This window comes from Acidovorax sp. LjRoot118, from assembly GCF_964253575.1.
GTDB lineage: Bacteria > Pseudomonadota > Gammaproteobacteria > Burkholderiales > Burkholderiaceae_C > Acidovorax.
In genome coordinates, this window is sequence record NZ_CAXURB020000001.1 from 3,267,099 (window position 1) to 3,279,386 (window position 12,288).

Genomic DNA, 12,288 nt, shown 5'->3' on the forward strand with positions numbered 1-12,288 from the left:
TAAAATCCCTATTTTCCTTCGGCCAATTTTACCAAATAATCGATCATCTTTATGTTTTTTCGATAACCCACACCACCCACCGCAAGCCTTAATGGGTCAGATATCACAATACCACCATCTTTTCCCACAAGAAACTGCAGATCGGATATATGCAACTTGGCCCCTTCAATTTTTCCTCTGATGAGTATCAAATCAGAAATACTTCGCTTATTCAACAAACTTAGATCGCCGACAACCGTCGCATGGCCATCCACCATTCTGACCGCATCTTTGGTCCCCGCCTCAAATCGATCGTACACAAGCGCAGGGCGATCACCTACCATGATCGGCCCCCTGGCGTTAACGACGGGAAGGCCCATCTCCTTTAGTTGGCCAAGCAGTTTCAACTCGCTTTCCAATTCACTGATGCGGCCTGAGTGCAAGACGCCAACGGCGTACTTTTCGCCAAAGGCGAATACATCCTTGGTGCCCCCTTCGCCCAGCTTGGGCCCCAGGTCCGAAAGGCCCAGGTTGGAGAAATCATCAGCTGCAGCTCCAGGTCCCGCACCATCGAACTCCTTCATGCCATTGCTGGTTGGCGCAGTTTCAGTCCCTGCCGGATCGCCTGCCAGATTGTTGTCTGCAAGTGCGTGTATTGTGAAGTCATCTGTGGGCAAGAAATGCCCAAAAAAAAGGGGGGAATTGCTTAAAAAATGAGCTAATCCGAAGCGCTCAAGCCGCCTGCGCCTGTGACTGGCTGAAAGCAGCGGTTTTTAGAGGCTCCCAACTGAAATTACAGCAAAGGTACTTCATAGAATCGGGAGTTCAACTTGGGCTGCACTGCATTCCATAGCATCAGCTTGCATTCCCAATAGTCATCCCCGTGCCCGCCGAGGATTGCCGCAAATTTGCCATTTTTTTGCCAATTCAAGCACAAAGCAATCTCACACGGCCGATTATACAGCCGAGGATTTATCGGATTTTCCTTTATTATTGACATCCCAATCAATCGATCCCCTATAAATTCACTCCATTGCGTTCGTGAAAAAACAGGATCTGAAGCTTCGATCGGAAAAAATACGCTTACACTCTCGTCCATCGGACTGAAATCGGGCTGTCCATCCTTGTCCCTGTCAAGCCAGACGATTGCGCTATTCAGGCTATCGTCCTCTCCAACCCCAAGAGTTCCGGCTCCTTCAAAATTGAGACCCACAGGCCCTTCTGTCCCTTCAAAAACAAGTGAAACAGGTTTCTCTATTTCGGCGGCCGCTTCCTCTTTGGAAAACAAACTGTATCTTGTAAATGAAACAAGCTCTTTCCCCAAAAAACTGCGAAGCAGTGAAACCGACTGAAGAGGGGTCATTGAAGCGGGAAACTCTTTGTTAGTCATTTTTTCTTTCCTGCACGAGCCAAGTTTATCAAAAATTCAATCATTTGGAGATTTTTTCTGTAGCCAGGCCCAACTTTTACCCCCAAAGGATCAGATATTACCAAACCACCATCACGCCTAACAAGAAATTGTAGATCTTCTATGTGCAATCTCGCATCCACAATCTTCTTTTTAATAAAAGTCAAATCCGATATGCTTTTTTTATTTAAATAATCCAACTCTCCAACGACTATTGGTTGATTGCGCACCATTCTGACCGCATCTTTGGTCCCCGCCTCAAATCGATCGTACACAAGCGCAGGGCGATCACCTACCATGATCGGCCCCCTGGCGTTAACGACGGGAAGGCCCATCTCCTTTAGTTGGCCAAGCAGTTTCAACTCGCTTTCCAATTCACTGATGCGGCCTGAGTGCAAGACGCCAACGGCGTACTTTTCGCCATAGGCGAATACATCCTTGGTGCCCCCTTCGCCCAACTTGGACCCCAGGTCCGAAAGGCCGAGGTTGGAGAAATCATCAGCTGCAGCTCCAGGTCCCGCACCATCGAACTCCTTCACGCCATTGTTGGCTGTCGCAGTTTCAGTCCCTGCCGGATCGCCTGCCAGATTGTTGTCTGCAAGTATTTCTTGAGCAAGTGCCGCTTCGTTGGCCCAGACCGTGACCTCCTTTTTTCGCACCTTCACATTGGTAACTCCACCGTTGCGAAGAACCGCGAGGATTTTCTTGGGATCGCCCTTGATCTTGAGCGCACCCGTTTCGAGCTTGGTTGCCACCATCGGCGCGGGCCGTGCAGTGGTTGATCGCGCATCCTGCACTGGCACAACCTGGTCCTCGTGATCAGTCGTTTGCGCCGTTGGGAGTGGTGCTGGTGCTGCCAATGCCTGCTTCGCCCGCTCGACACTGCCGGCCGTCACCACAACCTTCCCCGGCCCATCCATCATTGCGCCTTTGGGGATGCCCGCGCCCTCAAGCCACTGGCGCACCGCCTGGGTATCTCCCTCCACGTCGAGCATGCCGCCCTCGCGCATCGTCATCTGCACCGGTGGTGGCGGCTGCCTTACCGCATCGGCAGCAGCGCCAGGCTGCGGCTGCGCCAGCACCTGCTGGGCCCGTGCGGCCTGCTCGGGTGCTACCCATACGCTGTCGGTCCACATCCACACCTGATCTACCCCGGCAGCGCGCAGTCGCTTGTCCAATTGCCAAGGGTCTCCTTCCACGCTCAGCGTGCCTTTGTCGGACAGGTGCATTGCGCCAACAGGCGCTTCCACCGCAGCATCAGCAGTCGACTCGGGCGCGGAAGTGCCTTGGGGGAGTGCCACATGCGAGTACGGCACGATCTCCTGCTGTGCATCTGCAACTTCAGCACTGGTCTGATGCGCGATCGTCCCAGCCTCGCCCCCGGGCACAGCGGGTGCCGCCAATTCGTCCATATGGCCGCTTGGCAAGGGCTGCGCATTCCTTTCCATGGATGAAGAGTCCACCGCCTGCGGCACGGCCGAGGCGACCGGGGTCACCGGCTGGCCTTGCACCAGGGACCGGAGCAAGTCGTCTCCATACCCACTGCCGCGCTCTGCAGCGCCCGCCGAGTTATCCAGCACGGGGTTGTAGGCATCGGGTGGGCCTTGCTGCGCGTGGCCCACCGGGCTATCCGGGCCGGGGCGAAGGGGTGCAGCCTGCACCCGGGTTCCTTTGGAACCGCTCGGTACTGTGCCAAGGACGCCCCCGACAAGTGCGCTGCGGCCGGCGTCATCGAGCAGGCCCTTGTCCTTGCCCGACACATGGATGTCGACAGCGTTGCTGCCGATGGTGTTGGCCGACTCCTGGATGGCCCCGGTCAGGCCCTTCGTGGTGATCTCTGAGCCGGTCGCCAGAAGGCGCCTGCCGGCATCGGCCAGCACCTGGGTGCGCACCGGTGGCGGGATCTTGAGCACCATGTCCTTGATCGCTTGCCCCGCAGGCAGCGGCAGCTTCTCGCTGGCGGCCGCCAGCCCTCCCTTGAGCGCGGCGGCCGCCGCACTGTCACCCTCTGCGTAGGCGGATCCAGCCGCGCTGGCCGCCATGGGCGCCGACAGGCTGGACTGCGCGCCAGGCACCATCATGGCCGCGAGAGCCTGCGCTGCAGGCAGGGAGTTGCCTGCCAGTTGGACCGTCATCCAGCGGCCGAACTCGCCGTTGTCCCAGGCTTGCGCCGGGCCTTGGCGCGACAGGGTGGAGGCGTAGCCTTCGCTCATCTGGCGCAAGTCATCCACCAAGGGCATGTTGGGTACACGGCCGAATACGGGAGAGCCGCCGCCATCGACCAGGACCTTGTTGACACCCTCGGTGACCAACCCAGTCGCCACCGACGGGACATTGAGCGTCCCCGCCAGCGAACTCGCCGCGCCCTGCTTGAGGGCGGCCTTGACGGGGTTGGCTTCGGCATAGGCCTGCACCCTGTTCAAGGGCGTAGGCGCCCGCATCTGTGGCGAATTGGCGATGCGCTGGCGCTGCTCGACGGCTTCTGCATAGTCGCGGCGGGAGAGTCTTTCGGCCTCGGCCAGGTCCATGCCTCTCGCAGCGCCGACCACATCGGGGCCCTCCAGCACGCTCTTCCACTCCGGGCGCGGACCGTTGGACGCCTCGATGGCCGGCCTCATCCAGGGCATCACTGCTGCGGCAGCACCTTTCACCAGGCCGTAGGCCTGGTCTGCAGCGTCCGACAGGATCGACGCCTGCCTGGGCGCATCCGTCCTGCGCGGGTCATCCACCTTGCGGCCATCCTGTGCGCGCGCGGCCGGCTCCATATCCACCATTGAAGTCGCCTGCCTACCATCGCCAGGCCCCAGCGCCACCAGCTCGAACGCAGACCAATCAATGCCTGCATTGGAAACCTCTGGCTCCTCCACCAGTTCGAAGCGGGACCAATCCATCACTGCGCTTTCGCCAGGGGCTCGGGCCGGCCATTGCGCACGATGTACCGCTGGCCGCTGGCGTCGCGGACCACCGTTCCGTCCTGCGGCGCGGACGACAGCGGCCGGCGCGCACCAGCGCTGGTGCTGGCGCCCACCCGCGAGCCAGTGCCGGCCTCTCCGATTTGGACCGGGGCCGTGGGGCGCAAAGCCGGCTCAGGCCTTGGACGCTCACTCGGGCGCTCGGGCTGCACGGCGCTGCTGCGCTGGAAGGCCGCAGCAGCATCGAGGGCAGAGCCGCCGCCCTGCTCCACGGCCACGGCACTGGCCTCCCCCCGGTCGTTCAGCCCGAACTGCCGCTCTCCCCGCGCATGCACGTCGAGCTTGCCCGGGTCCAGGAACAGCGTGTACAGCCGCTGCAATGCCTGCGCGCCCTTCTCGCGGTCGTAGGCGGCGCGCTCCAGCGTGGTGGTGGGCGGCGCAGCGTCCATGCTGCCGGCCCGGTCGTAGCGGGCAAAGTCGCCGGCCGTGGGGGCCACGGCGTTCATCACGGGCATGCCAAAGCCCACGTCGGCCAGGCGCAGGCCGGCGTCTTCATGGACGGCACGCACGCGGTTGACCAGGTCCTGCCGTTGCTCGGGCGTCCGGGCGCGGGCGGCTTCCTCCATCAGGTTGAAGCCCTTGCCGCTGCCAGCACCACCAGCGGACCCGACCCGCGTCTGCTCCTGCTGCCACTGCCGGTCGGCCGTGCGTTGCTGTTGCAGCTCCAGCGCGGCCTGCTGCTTGTCCTGCAGCAGCGCGCGCTGTGCCTGCAGTTTCTCATCGTCGACCGCCATGGCCGACATGCCGCCGCCCACGCCCTGCAGCGTGCCGCCCAACAGGTTGGCGAAGAAGCTCATTGCATACCCCCTTGCAATGGCTGTGGTTGCTGCTGCGCCATCTGCGCGAGGTTCAGGCCCTGCGGTCCGGGTGCGGGCCCGGGCGCCGGCAGCGGCTGGCCACCGGGTGGAGCACCGGGCGCAGGCATCAGCCCATCCTCGGCGTCCATGCGCATGTACTCGGCGATGGACTCCTGCATCACCTGCTGCAGGAAGGGTTCGAGCTGCTCGTCCGGCACCATGCCCGCGTCGTTGGCCAGGGCGGCCACGTCCTTGACGAACTGCACGCCCACGTGCAGCAGCACGGCCGGGTCCACGGGCTGGCCGGCCTTTTCGGACTGCGTGGCCAGGAAGCGCAGGGTCTGCGTGCCGAACTTCACCGCTGCGCCGGCAGGGTCGATGTCCATTGCGCCCTTCCATTCCACCGCAGACTCGCCCAGCAACTGGCGAGCGCGGCCCAGCAGCATGTCGAACTGGGCCTGCTGCTCTGCGCTGGCAGGGGTCTTGCCGCCGGTCGTGCCTGTGGTGGGCGAGTGCGCGGGCGCACCCTGTGCCATTTCGTTGAGGTTCATGGTGGTCCTTTACTGCACGATGCGGGTGGTGGGGGTGTAGCTGTAGCGCTGCTTCTGCCATGCCAGCTTTTTTTCCTCGGCCTTGGCGTTGGCCGCGCCGCTGATGCCAGCGCCCACGCCCTTGATCACTTCGCCCGCGGCCTTGTCGTTGCTGAGCAGCTTGTCGAAGAAGCTGCCCGGCTTGGTGGCTGCCGTGTTCACGGCCGGCGTCTTCGGCGCCTCAACGCCTTTGGTGATGTCGCCTGCCTTGAGCTGCTGGCCCGACGAAGCCTTCATCCCGGAGGCGTTCTGCGCAGCTGCCGTCTGGCTGGCAGCACCGCTCTGAAAGGAGGAACTCGCTCCCTGGGATCGATTGGCAAGCTCATCGGCCGCCGACGACGTCGCATTGAAAGCAGGCTTGGCATCCACCTGCATGGGCGCCTCAGGATTGAGGAGATTGACCCCCACCCCGTCAGAAACGAGCCCGCCTCCTGCCGCTTTGTTCGCCAGATTGAAGGCGTTGTCGGCGGCATCCATGCCGTTCGTGGCCCAGAGGGAGGATGCATCCGTCGCGCTGCCCAGGGCACCCGCCGTGTCCGCCAGGTCAAAGGCCCCTATTGCCGAATTGACCCCGAAGGCATTGGTGCCGTCCAGCATCGCTTTCGTGCTCAATGCGCCTCCGGCCTCGGTCAGCCCCGCTGCCTCCCCGCCGCCACCACCGAACCCACCATTGACAGCCCCGTACACCGCCCCTGCGACGTTGGCGATCATCACCAGATCCTCCCCGAACACCTTGGCGGCGGCCTGGTTGATCTTGTTGTTGATTCCGGACACCTGGAAAGCCACCGACGCAATGGCGGTCACCGCAGTGGCGGAGATACCAACGGCGGTGCCAATGGCGGCCGCAGCGCCCGTGTAGCTCAAGAGAATGGGGACGATGATGGCCATGGATCAGCTCTCCAGTGCGGACACGTAGGCTGTGCCCATGACGCCAAAGCCGCGGCGGGCCATGACCTTGTTGAAACGTGCCGGATCGGCGATGCCGGCGTAGTCGTGCACCACGAACTGCACAGCCCGCATGCGCGTGGCCCAGTCCTGCAGCGCTGCCAGCAGGCGCAGGCCCGAGCCGTCCTCGGCGTACCAGAGCAGTTCGTAGGCGGTCTGCCGGCGGTTGAAAAGGCCGGGCTGCACGATGCCCGCGATCAGGCCGCGCAGCGCGCCGCCCTCTTCGCTGACGAACACCGCGCCGGCCAGGTTGTGGATGACCCCCAGAAAGGAAGCCTGCACCTGGGCCATTTCGATAGGCTGGTCTGCCATGCGGCTGGCGGCGTGCTCGCGCAAGGCCAGCGCCACCAGGCCGGGCAGGTCGTCGCGGGTGGCGCGGCGGATGATGGCGGTAGTCATGGGCTTGCCGCGTTACCGTCATTGCCACTAGGCCCACTAGGCCCACTAGGCCCACTGGCTCCACTGGATCCACCTGGTGCGCCACCAGTGCCATTTCCACCTGTGTCGGCGTCTGCATACGGGTTAGACGGCCTGGAAGCATCAGCAGACGTGTTCGCCCTCGCCTCCGTCTTGATGATCCAGCTGTCCGGGTTGTAGCCCAGCCGGTTGGACAAGGCGGTCAATTGCGGGTTGTAGGTCGCAGCCAGGTCAGAGATGGCGCGGTCTGCCTTTTCCGGGGAAAGGTCGGCGGTGTTGATCTGGAAGATCTTGGCGGCGTAGTCGGATCGCAGGTTGTTCAGCGTCGCGCGGTCATTCGCGTCGGTCTGGTTTTGCTGGTTGCGGTCGTCGTGGTTGAGCTGCATCTGCAGCCGCGCCATGCTGGTGTCGGGCTGGATCGCCGCCGCGCGCGAGGCCGCATCCAGCTGCGCAATGGACATCTGGGTCTGCGCCGCAAACTGGTCGCGCGCCGACTGGTAGCCGTTCTGCACCGCGTCGCGCTCCAGCGTCAGCTGCTGCTGGCGGTCCAGCATCCGGTACTCGCGGTCGAACTGCTGCTGCGCCGCCCATTCGTTGGCCTGCACGTTGAAGTCGGCCATGGTGGCGTCGCGCACAAAGGCATTGTTGTCGCGCGCAAAGGTGTTGGCCTGGCCGGCGTTGAACTCGCCTGCGCGGGCATAGGTGCTGGCGTCCTGCTGGGCAATCGGCATGGCCGCGTCGTACAGGGCCGAGTCGGCCGCCGTCAACGCCATCGAGCTGTTGAGCAGGCCGCGCGTGTTGGCCGTCTGCAGCGCGCGGGCGCGGGCCTGCTGCATCAGCGGGCTGTCGTCCGCAATGATCTGCTGCAACTGGCTGCGCACCGTCTCGTTGGGCGCCACGTCCCAGCGCGTCATGCCCTGCAGCTGCGACAGGTTGATGCCGGTGGTGGGCGGCTTCTTGGCGTCTTTGGTCCAGCCCTTCTGGGCGTCGTAGGTGTAGTCGTAATAGGGCTTCTCCAGCCCACCTGCGGTGCCATAGCCGCCGATGGCCGAGTCCTCGGCCGACCAGCCGTAGAGTTGCCCGAACTGCTTTTGCGTGAGGCCCAGGCCCTGGGCCTGTGCGGCGACTTCCTGGCTGGTCTTGCCCACCGACCACTGCTTGCCGGTGTTGATCTCGTCGGCCGTGAGGTCGCGCCCGCCCTCCCAGCCGGTGGGGGCGGCGGCGGGTGCCGGCGATGGCGCATACGAGGGTGCCGGGGCTGGCGACGGCGCTGCGCCCCAGGCCTGGCTGGCCAGGTTGAACTGCGCGTCGGTGACGCCCAGCGATTTGCCGATGCGTGCCAGGTCCTCGTCCGACGCGCCGTTGGCCCGCTCGGTCGCATAGGCTGCGTTGACGTGATCCTGCGTGTACTCTGCCATGGTCAATATCCTTTGCTGCGGTCGGTGGTGCCGCGCTGCTGCGCCTGCAGGGCAATGCGGCCTGGCAGGGCCAGCAGGGCCTGCAGCTCCTGGATGGCGGCCTGTGCGGCGCGGATCTCGGCGTCGGTGGAACGCACCGTGGTGCACACGGTGATCAGCTCGGCGATACGCTCCGCTACATAGGTCTGCACACCTCGCCACACGGCGGTGGCGGGGTTGATCTGCTCCATCCAGCTCATACCCCCCTCCCCGTCTGGGCGGCGAACTGCATTTCGGCGTTCAACATCTGCGCCTTGCTGTCGCGGTCGGCCTGGCGGTCGGCCAGCACGGCGCGGGTCTTTTTCACCTCAAAGGCCTGGCGCCGCTGGGCCTCGGTCTGGCCTGTGCGCTCGCGCGCCGCGGCGGTGGCCGCGTCCAGCGCCATGCGCTGCTGGGCCAGCTCGCGCTGGGCCATGGCCTCGTCGCGGCGCAGCTGCAGGCGGGCCTTCTCCAGCTCGCCATCCATCGCGGCCTGCTCGCGCTGCTGGGCCACCCGCTCGGCGTCGGGGCCGCTCTTGCCGGGGGGCTTCTGCGCCTCGGCCTGCTGCATGCGGGCGATCTCCTGCTCGGTGGGCAGCACGCGGTCGGGGTCGAGCTTGAAGGCGCGCGCAAACTCGCGCATCAGCCGCATCTGGTTGCTGGGCGGCAGGCCCATGGCCTGCGCCGTCTGCATGAAGGCCTGCAGCCGCTGCGCCTGGCCTTCCAGCTCCACCAGCGCGGCAATGCCCAGCGCACGCACGCGGCTGTCGCCCTTGATCTCGGCCTTCTCGCTGTACTGCATGTTCCAGTCGAAAAAGCGCGTGATCAGCGGCGTCACGATGTCGTCGTCCCAGTTGCGCACCGCGCGGCGCACCCACAGGTTGGCGGCGTTGTAGGCAATGCTGGCGCCCGTGGCGCTCTGCATGTAGCTCGGCGCCTCGGTGCCCTGCAAAAAGGCGGGCAGCGTGCCCACCTCTTCGATCAGCTGCTTGCTCATGCCGAAGATGGCCTGCAGCTCCTGCAAGCGCGCATCGATGGCGATGAACTGAATGCCCTGGCGCGCGTCCGAGCCCGGGCGCTTGTTGCGCCAGAACTTGCCCGGCGCCATGCGCCACGAGCCATCCACCGGCTCGATGGCCTGGTCGTCCACCACCACCTGGGGCAGCACGCACAGGCCCATGTTGTCGTGCATGGCGCGAAACGCGCTGTTGGCGCTCTCCTGGTTGTCGCGCACCTCGTACGGCATGCCAAAGCCGAAAATGCTGGCCTCGTCCATCTGCCAGGTGAACACGCTGTAGGGGTGCTCGTTGCTATCGAGCGGGTTCAGCGCCGCTTTCAGCACCTCACCCTGGCTGCCGAACCACACCACGCCGGTGTAGGTCTTGAGCGGGTCATCTTCCACCGCGCAGCCGCAGTCGATCAGGTCCTGCGCGGTGATGGGGCCGTGGTACTCCCACACCTCATAGCGCCGGTCCTTGGCGCCGCTGGCGCCGCTGATGGCGCGCAGCCGCTCGCGGTAGTTGTTGGTGGGCGTGGTCGGCTCGGCGCCCAGCATGCGGCGCAGTGCATCGGCGTCCACGTCGGGCATGTCCTGCAGGTCGGCCGCCTCCTGGCGCGTGAGGTAGTGGCGCTCGAACACGAACTCCGCTTCGCGGATGTGCGTGCTGCTCATGTCGGGGAAAAAGTTCCACAGGTCCACCCGCGCCGCCTGCGGCAGCGGCTTGCGCGCAAGGCTCATCACATACGCCCCATCGCCCTGGCGCGCCCAGCGCTTTGTGGTGCGAAACATCGGCACCGGCCCCTTGAGCACGCCCGTGCCGTACAGCACCGCATCGTGGATCACATCGCGCGCATGGCGCGGGTAGCTGCACTCGGCCAGTTGGTCGTCGATCTCGCGCTGCATCGCGTCGCAGCGCTTGGCCGCCTCGTCCACCATCTGGCCAATCGCCTGCTGTATGCCACCGGCCGTCAGCATCGGCCCCTCGGGCGACTGCATGGGCGTATCGGGGGGCAGCTGCCCGGCCAGGTCCAGGGCCTCGTCCAGGTCGGGCACGGGCGTGGGCTCGATCACGTAGTTGCGCTCTTCGCTGGGGAACAGCATGTCAAAGAGCCGCGCCTCCACCAGCCCGCACAGCCGGCGTGTCAGCGGCACAAAGACCCGGCTGCCGTACTCTCCCTCATCACCGAACATGCCCGGGTCGTACTGCCCGTTGAACTGGCGCACGTCCTTGTACCAGCGCTCCTCGATCACCTGGCGCTGCTGCACCTGCTCCTGCGCCAGGGTGAGCAGCCGCCGGCCCAGGGCGCCCACGCGCACGGCGCGGGCCTCGGCCTCGCGGCGCTGTTGCGCGGCGAACTCCTCGTCATCGATGCGCTGCTGCGCGGCATCGGCCTCGCTCGCCTCGGCCAGCAGGGCCAGCACTTCGTCGGCGCCCATGGCGCCGCTGGCGACCAGGGCGGCAATGTCATCGGCGGCCTGGCTCGTCAGGCCATCGGCCACGGCAAAAGAGGGATGGGAAAACGGTGGATTGCGCATGCACCGCAGTGTTGCGGGGCGGTAGCGCGCGAACAACGCGCGGCATATATGCAGGTTTGCGCGCAAGCCCCGCGCCTGGCGCCATGGGCATGCAAGGCGATACAGTATGCGCAGGCGCCGACCGATTGCCCTGTTCTTCTTACTGCCCGCACTTCATCCCAATGACCACTGGCTCTCCCCGCTACCATTTCATCACCGGCCTGCCCCGCTCGGGCTCCACGCTGTTGTCGGCCCTGCTGCTGCAGAACCCGCGCTTTCATGCCGGCATGAGCAGCCCCGTGGGCGGTCTGTTTCGCGGCATGCTCAACCAGCTGGGCGCGGGCAGCGAGTTCGGCCCGGTGGTCACCCGCGCGCAGCGCCACCGCCTGGCGCGCGGCCTGTTCGACAGCTACTACGCGGACCAGGCGGGCGAGAAGGAGGTCATCTTCGACACCAACCGCATGTGGAGCGCGCAGATGCCCGCCCTCATGGAGATGTTCCCAGGCGCCAAGCTGATCGCCTGCGTGCGCAACGTGGCCTGGGTCATGGACAGCATCGAGCGGCGCTACCGCGCCAACCCCTTCGAGATCACCCGCCTGTTCAACGACGACACCGAGCGCAACACCGTCTACAGCCGCGTGGACACCCTGGCCCAGCGCAACCGCATGGTCGGCTACCCCTGGACTGCGCTCAAAGAGGCGTTCTACGGCGAGCATGCCGCCTCGCTGCTGCTGGTGGACTACGACCTGCTGGCCCAGGCCCCGCACAAGGTGCTGCCGCTGATCTACCAGTTTTTGCAGGAGCCGGCCTTCGAGCACAACTTCGAGAAAGTTCAGTACGACGCCCCCGACTTCGACGAGGCCCTGGGCCTGCACGGCCTGCACAAGGTGCGCCCCACCGTGGGCCTGGAGCGGCGCGAGACCATTCTGCCGCCCGACCTGTTCGAGCAGTACGGCAAGCTGTCGTTCTGGCACGACCAGGCGAACAGCCGCGCCAGCGTGATCACGGCCAAGGCAACGTAGCAGGCAGTGCAGCCACCTGGCTGCGCGGATCGGCGGCGTTCAATGGCATTGCCAGCCTGCGGCGCAGCGCTGTCATACAGCTATCGCCAACGCTGCGCATGGCCAACACCGCCTTGGCCTCTGCTCTGCGGCCTGCGGCGGCAGCGGGCCGCACTGAATGGAATCAAGATGTTACGAGGGCTGCCACATGGCAGCTTTTTTGTTGAC

11 protein-coding genes are annotated in these 12,288 nt (G+C 64.7%); 1 reads left to right on the forward strand and 10 read right to left on the reverse strand.

Annotated features, from left to right (window positions below):
• Positions 1 to 8: 8 nt before the first annotated feature.
• The 10 genes from ACSQ9E_RS15415 to ACSQ9E_RS15460 all read right to left on the reverse strand — a co-directional run bounded on the left by ACSQ9E_RS15415 (position 9) and on the right by ACSQ9E_RS15460 (position 11,080).
• A complete protein-coding gene (locus ACSQ9E_RS15415) occupies positions 9 to 656 on the reverse strand; it encodes a hypothetical protein (RefSeq protein WP_436218361.1) in 648 nt (215 codons plus the stop codon).
• Positions 657 to 772: 116 nt separating this feature from the next.
• Positions 773 to 1,369 (reverse strand): hypothetical protein, encoded by a 597-nt coding sequence (locus ACSQ9E_RS15420; protein ID WP_157412576.1) that lies wholly within the window; start codon positions 1,367 to 1,369, stop codon positions 773 to 775.
• Positions 1,366 to 4,278: a hypothetical protein gene (locus tag ACSQ9E_RS15425; RefSeq protein ID WP_436218362.1), complete on the reverse strand. Its 2,913-nt coding sequence runs from the start codon at positions 4,276 to 4,278 to the stop codon at positions 1,366 to 1,368. The genes ACSQ9E_RS15420 and ACSQ9E_RS15425 overlap by 4 nt, the downstream gene beginning before the upstream one ends.
• Complete coding sequence (locus ACSQ9E_RS15430) at positions 4,278 to 5,156, reverse strand: hypothetical protein (RefSeq protein WP_057203432.1); 879 nt, start codon at positions 5,154 to 5,156, stop codon at positions 4,278 to 4,280. The genes ACSQ9E_RS15425 and ACSQ9E_RS15430 overlap by 1 nt, the downstream gene beginning before the upstream one ends.
• Positions 5,153 to 5,707 (reverse strand): hypothetical protein, encoded by a 555-nt coding sequence (locus ACSQ9E_RS15435; protein ID WP_436177987.1) that lies wholly within the window; start codon positions 5,705 to 5,707, stop codon positions 5,153 to 5,155. Before ACSQ9E_RS15435 ends, ACSQ9E_RS15430 begins: the two co-directional genes overlap by 4 nt.
• Positions 5,708 to 5,716: 9 nt before the next feature.
• Positions 5,717 to 6,634 (reverse strand): hypothetical protein, encoded by a 918-nt coding sequence (locus ACSQ9E_RS15440; protein ID WP_428001211.1) that lies wholly within the window; start codon positions 6,632 to 6,634, stop codon positions 5,717 to 5,719.
• Between the two features lie 3 nt (positions 6,635 to 6,637).
• Positions 6,638 to 7,090, reverse strand: a complete 453-nt coding sequence (locus ACSQ9E_RS15445) for a hypothetical protein (RefSeq protein WP_428001212.1) — start codon at positions 7,088 to 7,090, stop codon at positions 6,638 to 6,640.
• On the reverse strand, positions 7,087 to 8,526 hold the full coding sequence (locus ACSQ9E_RS15450) for a hypothetical protein (RefSeq protein WP_436218363.1): 1,440 nt from the start codon (positions 8,524 to 8,526) through the stop codon (positions 7,087 to 7,089). The genes ACSQ9E_RS15445 and ACSQ9E_RS15450 overlap by 4 nt, the downstream gene beginning before the upstream one ends.
• Positions 8,527 to 8,528: 2 nt before the next feature.
• Positions 8,529 to 8,765, reverse strand: a complete 237-nt coding sequence (locus ACSQ9E_RS15455) for a hypothetical protein (RefSeq protein WP_436218364.1) — start codon at positions 8,763 to 8,765, stop codon at positions 8,529 to 8,531.
• Complete coding sequence (locus tag ACSQ9E_RS15460; RefSeq protein ID WP_436218365.1) at positions 8,762 to 11,080, reverse strand: portal protein; 2,319 nt, start codon at positions 11,078 to 11,080, stop codon at positions 8,762 to 8,764. The genes ACSQ9E_RS15455 and ACSQ9E_RS15460 overlap by 4 nt, the downstream gene beginning before the upstream one ends.
• A gap of 161 nt (positions 11,081 to 11,241) precedes the next feature.
• Between ACSQ9E_RS15460 and ACSQ9E_RS15465 the strand changes: the two genes are divergently transcribed.
• Positions 11,242 to 12,081, forward strand: coding sequence for a sulfotransferase family protein (locus ACSQ9E_RS15465; protein ID WP_436218366.1), 840 nt, complete (start codon positions 11,242 to 11,244; stop codon positions 12,079 to 12,081).
• Positions 12,082 to 12,288 lie beyond the last annotated feature (207 nt).